The following is a 14636-nucleotide window of genomic DNA, read 5'->3' on the forward strand; positions in this document are numbered from 1 at the left end:
TATGTCGTATGACTAAGTGTGTGTCAGGGATCACGGTGCGTCAAGGGTTCGGGCGGCGTTGCTCGCTGATCGGTCGATCTCGCCCGGGTGGTTGACAAGGGAGTTCTTCGGGTCCACCATCTTAGCCAACCGATTGAGTCATGTGACTAAGAATGACGTCGGCCGATCAGTCAGGAAGGCCTAGAGATGACCGAGAGCACGACGATCGAGGCGCCGAGCGAGCGCTTCGACGCGATACGCATCGCGATCGAGGACGACGCGACGCCGCTGGTCCGCCTGATCGGGCGCACCCTGAGCCGAGCCTCAGGACCGGAGCGAACTGCCGAGGATCTGACTGCCGGCCTTGCCGGCACCGTCGCGATCCGATCCCACGACACCCCGCAGACGGCGACCATCGTGCTCGGCGACGGTGCCGTGGAGGTGACCAGCGGAGTCTTCGTCGAGCCTGACGCGACACTCGTGGTCGACCTCCACGCCCGGTTCGCGCCGACCCAGGATCCGGTCGGTGACGCCGACCTGGCAGCGCGTGTCCTGCGCGCACTGCGCCCACCGTTGCCGCACTGGCGCGAGGCGGCCGAGCGGTTCTGGGAGATGACCCGCGACATCGCCGGAATCCCCGACGTCCTGCTCGTGGAGGCTGCTGGGCCGGACGGCACCGAGCGGGACCGGTTCGGGGAGGGGACGACGACGTACCTGGTCGCCGGTCCCGCCGACCTCATCGCCGGCGTCTTCAGCGGCGCCGACGACTTCCTCGTCTCCCTGACCGCAGGCGTGCAGGTCCAGGGCACCTTGTCCCAGCTGTCCGTCATGACGGCCGCATCTTGGAAGGTCCGGTTCGATGTCTGAGCTCGCACAAGTCCGAGGGGCCGTACGCCTCGAGGCCACGAACCACGAGGGCAGCCTCCTCGGCAAGAACGTCTCGCCGCAGAAGTTCGAAGCCGGAAAGAACGCCGGCTTCGCCTTCGCCGACATCCTGTTCGCCATCGACCTCAACAACGAGATCGTCCTCGGCGACGCCTTCCCGGAGTGGCGAGGCAACCTCTACGACATCCAGATGGTCCCGGACATGTCGACCCTGGTGGAGTGGAAGCCCGGTCTGGACTCGGTGATCGGTGACTACTGGCTCAAGGACGGCACCCCGGTCCCGATCTGTCCGCGCAACCTCGTGCGGAAGCTGGTGGCCGGCCTCGCCGACAACGGGTACGCCGCCACCGTGGCCGTCGAGATCGAGGCGACACTCTTCGAGGAGTCCGTCCAGGAGGCCAGGGCACGCGGGTATCGGGACCTCACTCCGCTCGGCGGGAGCACCGGGGCGACGTACCACCTCGCCCGGTCCAAGGACTGGGTCGACTACATGGAGGCGGTCGTCGAGCGCCTCGACCGCGTCGGTATCGCATGGGAGGCCTGGACCGACGAGGCCGCGCCTGGCCAGACCGAGCTCAACCTCGCGCCGACCGACCCGGTCGAGCTGGGCGACAGCTGGGCGCGTACCCGCCAGGTGATGCGCGAGGTCGCCTTCGAGCGTGGCCACACGGTCTCGTTCATGGCCAAGCCGACCGCTGGCTTCGGCCAGGGGGCGCACATCAACCTCTCGCTCCAGAGCGACGGCGTGAACCGGTTCTTCGCCGAGGACGGACCGTCGGAGCTGATGCGGCATGCGGTCGGCGGGCTGCTCGCCACGATGGAGGGCAACACCTCGATCGCGCTGCCGCAGATCACCTCGTACCGACGGCTGGTCGACCTGACCGGGCCGCCGACGACGGTGAGCTGGGGCGTGAACAACAAGACCGCCGCGGTGCGGGCCATCACCGGCCACCCCAAGTACTCGCGTCTCGAGTACCGGCTCCCGGGCGCCGACGTGAACCCCTACCTGGCGCTAGCCGGCGTGCTGGCTGGAGTGCTGGCCGGGATCGAGCGACGGATCGAGCCGCCCGAGCAGGTCACGGACATGGCCTGGTGCCTCCCCGAGAGCGCTGGAGTGAGGCGGATCCCCGACACGATGTCGAAGGCCGGCGCGGCGCTGGACGCCGATCCGCTGCTTCGCGAGTACCTCGGCGACGAGTTCGTGGACTTCTGGGTCGCCTCCCGCCGATGGGAGTGGATGGAGTTCCACACCAAGGGCGGCGACCCGTTCGCCGACCTCTCCGCGTGGGAGTCCCAGCGATACTTCGAGTTTCCGTGAGCGCGCGCGACGAGGCCGGGGTGCTGCGGCCACTGATCGGCATCACCGGACGCCGGTTCCAGCTGTCCGTGCTCAACGGAGCCGACCCGCGCTACGGCGACCGCTGTATCGACACCTCGATGTCGGACTTCGCGACCCGGATCGCCGAGGCCGGTGGGCTGCCCGTGCACCTCTCCTACGACACCGACGTGGCGGCCGTCTGCGCCTGGCTCTCGGGTGTCGTGATCACCGGGGGTCAGGACGTACACCCCGCCTGCTGGGGCGGAGACACCTCCGTGGTGCGCGACATCGACCCCCGCACGAACCCGATGGTGCACGACGCCGAGCGGGACACGTACGAGATCGCGCTCGTCCGCGCGGCGATCGACCGGGGGATCCCGGTGCTCGGCGTGTGTCGTGGCCTGCAGGTGCTCAACGTCGCGCTCGGCGGCACCCTCGTGCCTCATCTTCCGGACGGTCCGGTGAGCCACCTCTCGGCCGAGATCGCGCCCACGGACGGCACCGTCGACCATGTCGTCACCTTCACGCAGGGCTCGATCGCCACCGACCTGTTCGGCAAGGACGCGATCACCAACTCCTGGCACCACCAGGCCGTCGACAGGTGCGGCGCCCGGGTCGTCGTGACCGGTCGGGCCGATGACGGCGTGGTCGAGGCGATCGAGGTCCCGGGACGCCCGGTCCTCGGCGTCCAGTGGCATCCGGAGTGGATGAAGAGCAACGACCCGGCGCTGACGTGGGTCGTCGAGCAGGCGGCGCAGCGGCTCGCGAACCACGAACTCGCCGGGCGAGAGCAGAGGAGCCCCCAGTGAACACGTACGTCACGACCGGGCCGGTCGTCGAGGCCGGCCGGATGAAGGACGATCCCGCCGTTCCGACGCTGAGCCAGTTGCTGGCGCAGCGAGCCCAGGACTCGGGAGACCGGGAGTTCCTGCGCTTCGGTGAGCGGTCGTGGAGCTTCGCCGAGATCGACGCCTGGACCTCCCGGCTGGCCCACCGGCTGATCGAGGTCGACGAGGTAAGCCCGGGCGACCGAGTCGCGATCATGCTCCCGAACATCGTGCACTGGCCGGTGGCATGGCTGGCCGTGCTGAAGGCCGGTGCGGTCGCCGTGCCGGTCAACTGCGCCTACCAGCGATCCGACCTCGCCTTCGTCCTGAAGGACTCGGGTGCCCGCGTCGTCTTCACAGACCCCGAGCGTTCTGGCCTGGTCGCCGAGGTGCTGACCGAGGAGCCCGAACTGGCCGGAGTCCGTGTCGTCGAGGTCCCCGATGACGGGTCCGAGCGCTTCCCGGTCACGGTGCCCGAGGTGCCGGTCGCCGCCGAGACACTCGCGAACCTGCAGTACACCTCGGGCACCACCGGGTTCCCGAAGGCATGCATGCTCAGCCACGACTACTGGGTCCGCCTGGGCTGGATCTGCGCCGCCGCCACCGGGCTCGGGGCCGAGGACGTACTCCTCACCTCGCAGCCGTTCTCCTACATGGACCCGCAGTGGAACACAGCACTCGCCCTGACGCTCGGTGCCCCGCTGGTCATGCTGCCGCGCTTCTCCGCCTCGACGTTCATAGCCGACGTACGCCGCCACCGGGCGACCTTCTTCTACGTCCTCGGCTCGATGCCCACCCTGCTGTTCAAGCAGCCGCCCACGGCCGAGGACCGGGAGAACGACCTTCGCATGGTGCTCTGCTCGGGCATCCCGGTCGCGCTCCACGCCCAGCTCGAGGAGCGGTGGGGTGCGCCGTGGCGCGAGGTCTACGGGATGACCGAGTCGGGGATCGACCTGGTCAGCTCGTTCGACGACGCCGCCGCCGTGGGCAGCGGCAGCCTGGGGCGGCCGGTGCCGACCAAGCAGGTGCGCGTCGAGGATCCGGTCGAGCCGGGCGAGGAGGTCCCGCCCGGTGAGCCGGGCGAGCTCGTCATCTCCGGGCAGCCGATGATGGGCGGCTACTGGAACCGTCCCGAGGCCACCGCCAACGCGCTGCGTGATGGCTGGCTCCACACCGGCGACCTTGTCGTCCGCCGTCCGGACGGCGGCATCCAGCTGGTCGGTCGGCTCAAGGACATGGTGCGGCGCGGTGGCGAGAACATCGCCTGTGCCGAGGTCGAGGCCGTCCTCGAGAGAGACGAGCGGATCGTCGCGGCGGCCGTCGTCGCCGTCCCCGACGAGGTCCTGGGCGAGGAGGTCAAGGCCTTCGTCCAGCTCAGGGAAGGGGTGCCGGGCGACCGAGCCACAGCGCAGGAGCTCCTCGAACGCGCGGGTGCCCAGCTCGCTCGGTTCAAGGTGCCCAGGTACGTCGAGTTCGTCGCCGATCTGCCGCGCACGCCGTCCGAGCGGGTCTCGAAGCCCGCGCTCAAGGCCCGGGCAGCCGCCGAGCCCGGCACCACCTATGACTTCGCCCGACCGAGGAGCTGACCATGACCATCCACGCAAACGGTGCCGATCACATCGACGTCGCCGTCGTACGCGACGTCGCGGTGCTCACCCTCGACCGCCCCGAGAAGCTCAACGCCCTCACCGTCGACATGCGGCTGCGCCTGGCAGCGCTGGTGCGTGAGCACGGAACCGGCGAGACCGTCCGTGGCATCGTCCTCACCGGGCGTGGCCGTGCCTTCTCCGCCGGAGAGGACCTGCAGCATGCGCCGACCACGGAGGCCGAGGTCCATGAGGCCTTCGAGAGCTTCCACGACGTCACCCGCGCGATCCTGCAGACACGGGTCCCCGTGGTCGCGGCGGTCAACGGCATCGCCGTCGGCGGCGCCTCCGAGATCACCCTGTGCTGCGATGCCCGGATCGGCACTCCGGTGACCGAGTACTTCCAGCCCGAGAACGCCCGCGGCCTCACCATCTCCAACGCGACCAGCCTGTTGCTCCGGCGCCTGGTCGGCAACCACGCGATGCGCATGGTCCTCGGGTCCCCTCGGGTCCCATCGGCGGAGGCGCTGCGGATCGGTCTGCTCGACGAGGTGGTCGAGCCCGACCAGCTGATCGAGCGCGCCGTCGACACCGTGCACGCCTGGACCCCCGAGGGGAACACCACGGCGCTCCACCTCGCGCTGCTGCGGCCCCTGCCCGCTGAGGTCGAGGCCGCCTTCGAGCGCGAGGACCACGCCGCCCACGAGGCCTGGGCGAGCGGACTGCTCACTGCCGGCGTCGCCGGCTTCTGGAACACGAGGGAGACCACCGCATGATCACCACCCGAGCTGCCGTGCTGAACGAGATCGGAGCACCGCTGGAGCTCACCGACATCCGCGTCGACGACCCCGAGCCGCACGAGGTCCGGGTCGCGGTCAGTCACGCGGGGCTGTGCCACAGCGACCTCCACTACATGACGGGGACCGTGCCGACGGACGTCCCGGTCGTCGTCGGACACGAGGTGGCCGGTGTGGTCGAGTCGGTCGGCTCGGCCGTGACCTCGTTGCGTCCCGGCGACCGGGTCACCGGCGCCCTTACCCCCTCCTGCGGCGGGTGCGTGAACTGCGACGCCGGTCGGTCGACCCAGTGTCTGCGCCTTGACGACGTACGCCGTCGGCAACGCTCCGCGTTCGAGACGCTCGACGGGCGGCCGATCGAGCGGCTCGCCGCCATCGGAGCGTTCTCGCAGCACATCCTGCTGCGGGAGAGCGCGCTCGTACGACTGCCGGACGACGTCCCTCTGCACGTCGGGTGCCTGCTGTCCTGCTGCATCGTCACCGGCGTCGGCGCCGTCTTCCGTGGCGCTCAGGTGCGCCCGGGCAGCACCGTCGCCGTCGTCGGCTGCGGTGGCGTCGGGTCGGCGATCATCCAGGGCGCCCGCCTCGCAGGGGCGTCGGCGATCGTCGCCATCGACCTGGATGAGGACCGGCTCAAGGCCGCCCGGACGTACGGCGCCACCCACGTCATCAACGGCGGCGACGGCGACACGGTCGCCGAGCTCCGCCGCCAGCTCGGCGACGGCGTCGACTACTCGTTCGAGGCGGTCGGCTCCGCCCGGACGGCGGAGACCGCACTCGCCCTCCTGCGGCCAATGGGCACCGCGTGCCTCGTCGGCATCGCGCCGGCAGGCACCGAGATCAGCGTGCCTGCCCTGGACTTCTTCTTCGAGGAGAAGCGGCTCATCGGCTCCTACATGGGATCGGGCCAGGCGCGAGAGGACATCGCCCAGTTCGCCCGGCTCTACCAGCAGGGACGCCTCCTCCTCGACGAGATGGTGACCCGGGTCGTCCCCTTCGCCGAGATCAACGAGGGCTTCGAGGCGATGAAGTCCGGTGATGTCACCCGCATCGTCGTCGACCTCCAGTCCCGACCCACGAATCCGTAGAGGAAGCCTGATGTCCAGCAAAGAGATCACCATCGCTCAGCCGGTCAACTACATCGCCGACGAGTGGAGCGAATGCACCACGGTCGACGACGCGTGGAACCTCGACCCCAACACGCTCGAGCCCGTCCACCGGACCGTCAGCACTCCGCTCGACGACGTCGAGCGCGCCCTGCGGCAGGCGGAACGGGCGTACGACGTCGGCCGCTGGGACGAGGAGGCCCGGCACGAGCGGGCCGAGATGCTCGAGCGCGTCGCCGAGCTCCTGGAGAGCAGGACCGAGGACATCGCGCGCACGGATGCGCTCACCAGCGGTACGCCGATCAGCGCCACCCGCACGGTGGCGTCCTTCCTGCCCTACCGCATCCGGGCCACGGCCGCTGACCTGCGGGAGATCCCGCGGGTCACCGCCCTGGCGGCCGGTGGCCGCGACGTACGCCTCTACAAGGTGCCGTGGGGGCCGGCGGCGATCCTCACCCCGTGGAACGGGCCGAGCTTCATCCCGGCCGCCAAGGTCGTCAGCGCCGTCGCGGCCGGCTGCCCGGTGATCCTCAAGCCCTCGGAGCATGCGCCGGGCAGCGCCCAGATCGTGGTCGAGTGCTTCGTGGAGGCCGGCCTCCCATCGGGTGCGCTGCAGCTGGTCCACGGCACCGGTGAGGTCGGCGCGCGACTGACCGCCGACCCACGGATCAAGGTCGTCTCGTTCACCGGCGGACCGGGAGCTGGGCGCGCCATCGCCCGCGCGGCGGCGGAGGACTTCAAGGTGCTGCAGCTGGAGCTCGGCGGCAACAACCCGGTGCTCGTGCTCGACGACGCCGATCTCGACGTCACCGCCGACGGCATCCTCGACGGCATGACCAAGCTCAACGGTCAGTGGTGCGAGGGGCCCGGCAAGATCCTCGCCCACCGCAGCCTGGTCGACCCCCTGCTGGACGCGCTGACCGAGCGGATCTCCAAGCTCACCGTCGGCCACTCACTGGACGAGGACACCCAGGTCGGACCGATCTCGAACGGGCCGCACTTCCAGACCCTGCAGAACCGCATCGCGGGGTTGCGTGAGCTCGGGGCGAGGATCCACCAGCCCGCAGCTCTCCCCGAGCTCGGCGGCTACTTCCTCTCGCCGACCGTCGCCTCTGGTGCCGATCCGCGCCGGGCGACGGCCGAGCTGTTCGGTCCGCTCGTCTCGCTGCACGCCGTGGACTCCGACGAGGAGGCGCTGCGGATCGCGAACGCCCATCCCTCGGGCCTGGACGCCTACGTGTTCGGCACCGACACCGACCGCGCCATCGAGGTCGGCTCGCGCATCGTGGCCGGTGAGGTGCGGGTCAACGGCGCCAAGATCGCCGACCTCGGCGACGACTCGGCCCAGAGCTTCTGGGGCCCGGCCGGCATCGGTGGCCATGGCCCGGCCGAGTCCGTACGCGTCTTCTGCGGCGACCGGGTCGTCGGTGTGGACTCCCCGGACCTGCCGCTGTGATCGCCGGCGCGGCGACGCCGATCAGGCCTTGGCCGGCGTCGCCGCGAGCCGGGTCGCCAGCCAGGTGTCGAGCACGGAGCAGTTGAGGTCCATCTGTGCCCGGGCGACGGAGGCGTCGCCGTACGTCAGCCAGTTGACGCCGAATCCGTCGGCGAGGGTGGCCAGGACGTAGGTGGCCTCGTCGATGACCTCCGGCGTGACCGGGTCGTCGGCGGATGCCTCCTGCAGCGCCTTGCGCACCGTGTCGAACGCCTGGTCGTAGACCGCGATGCCGCGGTCGCCGTGCTGACGCCGGGCCCAGTTGACGAGCTCGAAGGTCGCGGCGGTGAAGCTGGGCGAGTCGAGGTAGCACTCCATCACGCCGCGCAGGATCTGCCGGGCCGCGTCGGGGAGCGTGGTGTGCGGGTCGCTCCCTTCGATGACCTCGCGGTACTTGCCGGCCACGAAGGTGTAGACGTCCGCGAAGAGGTCCTCCTTCGAGTCGTAGCAGTAGTGCAGCATCGCCACGTTGGCCTTGGCCTGCTCGGCGATGCGGCGCGTCGTCGCGCCGTCGATGCCGTGGGCGGCGATGACCTCGACGGCGGCCTCGATGAAGTCGCGACGTCGCTGGGCGACGGGGATGCGTGCCATCAGTCCTCCGAGGGTGTCCGTGCGCCTCCACTGAGTTAGGCGCTTGATTAAGTCACGCCGACTATATCAGCGCGGCCTCCGGAATCCCCGCCAGGAAAAACTTAGTCAAACATCTTAGTCATAGATCTTGATCACATGACTAACTAAGCCGTAGCGTATGAGCCGGATCACACATCCCCGGATCGGAGACAACCCATGGCGCAGATCAACCAGCAAGCGGCAGCACGTCGCCGGGCGACGGCAGGACACGGGCCCGACAAGGGTCTGCTCATCGGCATCGGCGCGCTGATGGTCGTGCTGACCAACGCCGTGATCTTCATCCTTCCGCCGCTGCTGCCGGTGATCCAGGCGCAGTACGGGCTCGCCACGGTCGCCGAGACAACCTGGCTCTACACCGCCCTGACGCTCGGCGGGGGAGCGGGATTCATCCTGCTGCCGCGCCTCGCCGACCTGCATGGCGACCGGAACGCATCCGTCGCCGCGTCCGCCTTCCTCGCCGTCGGCGCGGCGGTCCCGGCGATCGGCGACTCATACCCGACGCTCTTGGCCGGTTGCACTCTGATGGGCTTCGGCTGCGCTGCGCAGCTGCTGCCGCTGGGCTTCCTGCGACGCAACCTCGGCGAGTCCGGCATCACCATCGGCGTCGCCGTCCTGGTGATCGCCACCGGCGCCGGCATCGTCGTCGGCATGATCGGCGGCGGCCTGATCGTCGAGACCCTGTCCCTGCGCAGCTTCTTCGTCATCCTCACCGCCGCCTGCGCTGCGACCACCCTCGCGACGTACCTCCTGGTCCCGCACGCCCCGCCGGCCGAGCGCACCGGCCGGATCGGTGTGGTCGGCACGGTCTGGATGATCGGCTGGGTCGCGGCGATCCTGCTGACCCTGACCCAGGGACTCGTCTGGGGCAACGCGGCCCTGATCCCGCTGGCGATCGGCATCGTCGGCGGCATCGCCTGGATGCGCGCCCAGCGCCGGTCGTCGACAGCCGTCTTCGACGTGGCCCTGATGCGTACGCCGCTGGTCACCGCCTCGTGCCTGTCCATCGCCCTGTTCGCAGCGGTGAACTCGGCCTTCCTGCTCCTGCTCAGCACCTACGCGCAGGTCATTCCCGAGGCCCTCCGCCCGGTCGACGCGTACGGCCTCGGGCTCTCGGCCCTCCAGACCGGCTGGCTGATGGTGCCCTTCGCGGTGACGTTCCTGGTCGGTGGTGCGGCGGTCGACCGTCCCGTCGCCAACGGCCGCGGCGTGCCGGTGTTCGTCGTGGGCGCCCTCATCAGCGCCGCGGGCCTCGCCTGGCTGGCGATGTTCCACGACCAGCAGTGGCACTACCTGGTCGGCGCCGCCGTCATGGGCCTGGGCTGCAGCATCGGGTACGCCGCCGGCTTCACCCTGGTGCAGTCGGCCGTGCCCGAGGAGAAGGCCGGTATGGCCGCCGGCGTCGCCGGCACCTTCATGGCCGTCGGCTTCGCCTTCGGGACGGCGCTCGTCAGTGCCGACCTCAGCGCCTCGCTGGTGCCTGTCCCCGGAACATCTCTCGAGGTCGCGGCACAAGGCCTCTACGCCGTCGGCTACTGGCTCTCGGGCGCCCTGGCCCTGGCCGTCGTGCTGACCGTGCTGGTCTCGAACGCCCGCTCGCGCCGGCGTACCGGCCGGGTCGCTGCCTGATCCGCTCCCTCCATCTCACCTGAAGGAAATGACATGAAAGAGCTGCTCTTCCTGCTGGCCGATCTGTGGATGATCGTCGTCGGCTTCACCTACGGATGGAAGTTCATCCGGCGCTACGACAACTACCTGCTCGGCCTGGAGTGGATGGTCGTCGCCACGTCGGGCTCGAACTTCCTGCTCTGGTCGCTCATCAGCGGCGACGAGGGCCACGTCCTGTACGACATCGCCTACTTCTTCGACGCCTTCTCGCGGTCGGTGGGCATCACGTTGATCGCCGTCCTCGGCCTGATGCGTGTGACCCACCGCTACAAGCCGAGCGTGACGGTCGAGGTCGGCGTCTTCGGGCTCGCGATCGCCGCGGGACTCTACCTGCAGCAGTTCCGCGGCCACGAGCTCCACGTCGGACCTGCGTCGTACTACCTGGCCGCCAACCTGCTCACGACCGCGTTCCTCGCCTACTTCTCGTGGCGTCTGTGGACCATCGGTGCCAGGGGCCACGCGGTCGCGGCCGGCCTGGCGAGCGCCGCGGCGACGGCGATCGCCCTCATGTACGACTTCTTCCCGTTCCCGGACGATGCGCACCGCACGGTCTTCTACATCCTGGCGCTCAGCACCTGGGGCTTCCAGATGTTCGTCTACTACCGCGCCTACGGTGCCTTGCACGACCACAACGTCGCCACGGGCATCGAGCCGGCCGGCGACGCTCACAAGGTGGTCCGCGCATGAACACCGACCACGTCACCTACACCGCCTTCACCGGGTGGGTCGACCCACCGACCGACGTCCAGGGCGCCCTCGACGGTGACCTCGAGTGCGAGGTCGTCGTCATCGGCGGAGGCATCAACGGGATGTCGACCGCGCTGCGGCTCGTCGAGCGCGGTCAGGACGTCGTGCTCCTGGAGGCCGAGTTCTGCGGCCACGGCGCCAGCTCGCGCAACGCGGGGCAGCTGGCGGGTGCGCCGGGCGGCGATCTCCAGCTGCTCAACCTGCTGTCGCGCAAGAAGATGCCGGGCATGATGCGGCTGGCCGAGCACGCCGCCCACCACGTCGAGGACTTCATCGCCAAGCACGACATCGACTGCGACTACGAGGCGACCGGCAACGCGTTCGCCGCGATCTCGCGCGGTCAGATGGGGCGGGTGCGCCGGGTCGCCAAGATCGTGACCCGGGCCGGCGGCCACGTGGAGGTCGGCACAGCTGCGGAGCTCGGGATCCCGCGCGGCCTGGTGGGTGGGATGCGCGAGCTCGTCGGCGGGATGATGAACCCGGGCAAGTTCGTCCTCGGCATGCGACGGGTGCTGCTCGACTCCTCCGCGCGGGTCTTCGAGCAGACCAAGGTCACCGACGTCACGCGCGACGGGGGCGAGGTCGTGCTGACGACCGCGCAGGGCAGGGTTCGGGCGAACAGGGTCGTCATCGCCACGAACGCCTACGCGGGGGAGTGGGACATCACCCCGAAGCACCTCTCCGTGCCGATCTACGTCATCGAGGTGGAGACCGAGCCGATCGCACCCGAGCGACTGGCCGCACTGGGCTGGACCAGCCGCATGGGTCTGGTCACCCAGCACGCGATCATGGAGAACTACCGCCTGACGCCCCGCAACACCATCGTGTTCGGCGTACGCCGCCTGGAGCGGGGCACGAGCTATCCGCTCCCGGAGAAGGTGCCCGACCCCGGACTGGTCGAGGAGCTGGCCGGGGCGTTCGCCACGCGCTTCCCATCGCTGGCAGACGTCGCGATCGACCGCGCATGGGGCGGATGGATCGCGATCACCTCGTCCTGGCTTCCGCTCGCCGGCCAGGTCGGCGACGACATCTACTACTCGATCGCCTGCAACGGTCACGGCCTGGCCCAGGCGCCGTACATCGGGACGCTCATCGCCGACGCGATCGTCGACGGCGAGCGGCACGAGGACCTGCAGACGCTGTGGCAGGAGAAGCCCAGCTTCCCGCGTCCGATGATGATGAGCGGCGCCGGACTCAGAGCGATCTGGGCCGTGGACCGCTTCAACGACCTGGTCAACGGCAGCCGGCGCCGCGCGCGGTTCAGGGCTTGAAGACGACCTTCACCATCCCGTCGGACTTCTCCTGGAAGGATTTGTACGCCTCCGGAGCCTCGCTCAGGGGGAGATGGTGGGTGGCGAACGAGTCCACGCCGAGCGGGTCGTCGTCGCCCTCGAGGAACGGCATCAGGTCCTCCGTCCAGGCGCGCACGTTGGCCTGGCCCATGCGGATGCTGACCTGCTTGTCGAAGAGCTGCATCATCGGGAACGGGTCCATCGCACCGCCGTAGACCCCGGCGATCGAGACGGTGCCGCCGCGACGTACGGCATCGAAGGCTGTGAAGAGCGCGGCCATCCGGTCGACGCCGGCTGCCTGCATCACCGGGCGGTTCACGGCTCCAGGCATTCGGGACAGCAGCTTGGTCATCCCCTCCACGATCGGTGAGCCGTGGGCCTCCATCCCCACGGCGTCGACCACGGCGTCGGCTCCGCGTCCATCGGTCAGGTCGCGTACCCGCTCGGCGACCTTGCCGGACTCGAGGTCGATCGTCTCGGCCCCGCGCTGACGCACCCTGGCGAGCCGCTCGGGCTCGCGGTCCACGCTGATGACCTGGTGGCCGGCGTCGAGCGCGAAGCGGCTCACCATGTCGCCGATGGGACCGGCGCCGAGGACCAGCACCGTGCTCTCCGGGTCGGGGTCGGCGTACCAGAGTGCCTGCCAGGCGGTCGGCAGGACGTCGGAGAGGAAGAGGAACCGGTCGTCGGGCGGACCGTGCGGGACCTTGATCGGCAACTGGTTGCCGAAGGGGACGCGCAGGTACTCCGCCTGGCCGCCCGGGACCTGGCCGTAGAGCGAGCTGTAGCCGAAGAGGCTGGCGCCGGTGCCCTGGTCGCGGTTCTGGGTGGCCTCGCACTGTGAGTGCAGGTCGTGACGGCACATCCAGCAGGTGCCGCAGCTGATGTTGAACGGCACCACGACGCGGTCGCCGACGCTCACCTCGCGAACCCCGGGACCGACCTCTTTCACGATCCCCATCGGCTCGTGCCCGACCACGTCGCCCGGGGTCATGAACCCGGTGAGCACCTCGTAGAGGTGCAGGTCGGAACCACACAGTCCTGTCGAGGTGATCTCGACGATGATGTCGTCGTCCTCGACGATGCGCGGATCGGGGACGTCGTCCACCCGGATGTCGCGTCGTCCTTGCCAGGTGACTGCCTTCATGGATGTGCCTCCTTCGGATCGAGTCACCTCTGCGGTACCCGGATCCGGCGATTCAAGCCTGGCGAGCGGCAGTGCTGAACCCGGTCGCGGTGGGTACCGGTGAGGCTCACACAGCAGACCGGCCGCAGGGAGGGCGTGGACAACATGAAGGTGGTCGTCATCGGTGGGTCGGGAAACCTCGGCAGCGCCACCATCCGGGCACTCACCGGGGACGGGGCCGCCGAGGTCGTGGCCGTCGCGCGCCGAGCCCCGGACGGCCCTCGGACCAGCCCCCATGCCTCCGTCGAATGGCGGGTGGCCGATGTGTCGACAGCCAACCTGGAGCCGGTGGTGGAGGGCGCCGACGCGGTCGTGCACCTCGCCTGGAAGTTCCAGCCCACACACCGCCCCGAAGAGACCTGGGCCACCAACGCGGTCGGCACCCGCCGGGTCCTCGAGGCCGTGGCCCGGGCAGGTGTCCCGGCGCTTGTGTGTGCCTCATCGGTAGCTGCCTACTCACCGGTCTACCACGACGATCCGGTCGACGAGACCTGGGAGACCGACGGGGCGTCTGCCGCCGCGTACTGCCGGGAGAAGGCGTACGTCGAACGTGCTCTGGACGCCTTCGCCTGCAACCACCCCGAGGTCCGTCTGGTCAGGGTTCGGCCCGCGTTCGTCTTCCAGCGCTCGGCGGCCAGCGAGCAACGGCGCATCTTCGGCGGCGCCCTGGCCAGACCCGCCCTCATGGACCGTCGGAGGATCCCGATGGTGCCGGTGCCCGCAGGCCTGCGCTTTCAGGCGGTCCACGCCGGCGACATCGGCCGGGCTCTGGCCACCGCGGCGACCACCGATGTGACGGGCGCGTTCAACCTGGCTGGTACGGGGGTGATCCGCCGCGACGAGATCGGTGAGCTGCTCGGTGCTCGAACGGTCGAGGTCCCCTCAGCGGCCATGCGTCACGGCCTGGATGCCGCCTGGCACGCGCGGCTGGCGCAGGTCCCCGGCAGCCTGCTGGGCGCGGTCATGCAGCTGCCCCTGATGTCGACCGCCCGCGCTGAGCTGGAGCTCGATTGGCGACCGCGCCACTCGGCCATGGACGCGCTCGAGGCTGTCCTCTCCGGGATCCCGACGAAGGCGGGCAGCCAGCTCCCGCCCCTACGTCCCTGACGTCCAGAGAAGGAGC

General features: G+C 69.8%; 13 protein-coding genes. 11 read left to right on the forward strand and 2 right to left on the reverse strand.

Annotated elements, in window-relative coordinates:
- The first annotated feature begins 186 nt into the window (after positions 1–186).
- Genes OH802_RS15695 through OH802_RS15725 form a run of 7 tightly spaced genes read left to right on the forward strand, consistent with a single transcriptional unit; the run spans position 187 to position 7954 of the window.
- Positions 187–846, forward strand: coding sequence for a hypothetical protein (locus OH802_RS15695; protein WP_406019918.1), 660 nt, complete (start codon positions 187–189; stop codon positions 844–846).
- Positions 839–2182: a glutamine synthetase family protein gene (locus OH802_RS15700; RefSeq protein ID WP_406019920.1), complete on the forward strand. Its 1344-nt coding sequence runs from the start codon at positions 839–841 to the stop codon at positions 2180–2182. The genes OH802_RS15695 and OH802_RS15700 overlap by 8 nt, the downstream gene beginning before the upstream one ends.
- Entirely contained in the window at positions 2179–2991 is an 813-nt protein-coding gene (locus OH802_RS15705) for a gamma-glutamyl-gamma-aminobutyrate hydrolase family protein (RefSeq protein ID WP_406019922.1), read from the forward strand. The genes OH802_RS15700 and OH802_RS15705 overlap by 4 nt, the downstream gene beginning before the upstream one ends.
- On the forward strand, positions 2988–4595 hold the full coding sequence (locus OH802_RS15710; protein WP_406019924.1) for a class I adenylate-forming enzyme family protein: 1608 nt from the start codon (positions 2988–2990) through the stop codon (positions 4593–4595). The genes OH802_RS15705 and OH802_RS15710 overlap by 4 nt, the downstream gene beginning before the upstream one ends.
- A 2-nt stretch (positions 4596–4597) precedes the next feature.
- On the forward strand, positions 4598–5371 hold the full coding sequence (locus OH802_RS15715; protein ID WP_406019925.1) for an enoyl-CoA hydratase/isomerase family protein: 774 nt from the start codon (positions 4598–4600) through the stop codon (positions 5369–5371).
- Positions 5368–6480, forward strand: a complete 1113-nt coding sequence (locus OH802_RS15720) for a Zn-dependent alcohol dehydrogenase (protein WP_406019927.1) — start codon at positions 5368–5370, stop codon at positions 6478–6480. The genes OH802_RS15715 and OH802_RS15720 overlap by 4 nt, the downstream gene beginning before the upstream one ends.
- Positions 6481–6490: 10 nt before the next feature.
- Positions 6491–7954, forward strand: coding sequence for an aldehyde dehydrogenase family protein (locus OH802_RS15725; protein ID WP_406019929.1), 1464 nt, complete (start codon positions 6491–6493; stop codon positions 7952–7954).
- Positions 7955–7975: 21 nt separating this feature from the next.
- Here OH802_RS15725 and OH802_RS15730 read toward each other — a convergent pair whose 3' ends face one another.
- The gene (locus OH802_RS15730) at positions 7976–8584 is read right to left on the reverse strand and encodes a TetR/AcrR family transcriptional regulator (protein ID WP_406019931.1); all 609 of its coding nucleotides are present in this window, start codon (positions 8582–8584) and stop codon (positions 7976–7978) included.
- A gap of 195 nt (positions 8585–8779) precedes the next feature.
- Here OH802_RS15730 and OH802_RS15735 point away from each other — a divergent pair, with 195 nt between their 5' ends.
- Genes OH802_RS15735 through OH802_RS15745 form a run of 3 tightly spaced genes read left to right on the forward strand, consistent with a single transcriptional unit; the run spans position 8780 to position 12306 of the window.
- The gene (locus OH802_RS15735; RefSeq protein WP_406019933.1) at positions 8780–10249 is read left to right on the forward strand and encodes an MFS transporter; all 1470 of its coding nucleotides are present in this window, start codon (positions 8780–8782) and stop codon (positions 10247–10249) included.
- 33 nt (positions 10250–10282) lie between these two features.
- The gene (locus tag OH802_RS15740) at positions 10283–10975 is read left to right on the forward strand and encodes a hypothetical protein (RefSeq protein WP_406019935.1); all 693 of its coding nucleotides are present in this window, start codon (positions 10283–10285) and stop codon (positions 10973–10975) included.
- Positions 10972–12306 carry an NAD(P)/FAD-dependent oxidoreductase gene (locus tag OH802_RS15745; RefSeq protein WP_406019937.1) on the forward strand — a complete coding sequence of 445 codons (1335 nt, stop codon included), beginning with the start codon at positions 10972–10974 and terminating at the stop codon, positions 12304–12306. The genes OH802_RS15740 and OH802_RS15745 overlap by 4 nt, the downstream gene beginning before the upstream one ends.
- On the opposite strand, the gene OH802_RS15750 is transcribed toward OH802_RS15745, so the two are convergent.
- Positions 12296–13474, reverse strand: a complete 1179-nt coding sequence (locus tag OH802_RS15750; protein WP_406019939.1) for an alcohol dehydrogenase catalytic domain-containing protein — start codon at positions 13472–13474, stop codon at positions 12296–12298. The two genes, OH802_RS15745 and OH802_RS15750, sit on opposite strands and share 11 nt — an antisense overlap.
- Positions 13475–13573: 99 nt before the next feature.
- Between OH802_RS15750 and OH802_RS15755 the strand changes: the two genes are divergently transcribed.
- Positions 13574–14620, forward strand: a complete 1047-nt coding sequence (locus tag OH802_RS15755) for an NAD-dependent epimerase/dehydratase family protein (protein ID WP_406019942.1) — start codon at positions 13574–13576, stop codon at positions 14618–14620.
- Positions 14621–14636: the final 16 nt, after the last annotated feature.

Source organism: Nocardioides sp. NBC_00850 (assembly GCF_045207335.1).
In the GTDB taxonomy this organism is placed as follows: domain Bacteria; phylum Actinomycetota; class Actinomycetes; order Propionibacteriales; family Nocardioidaceae; genus Nocardioides.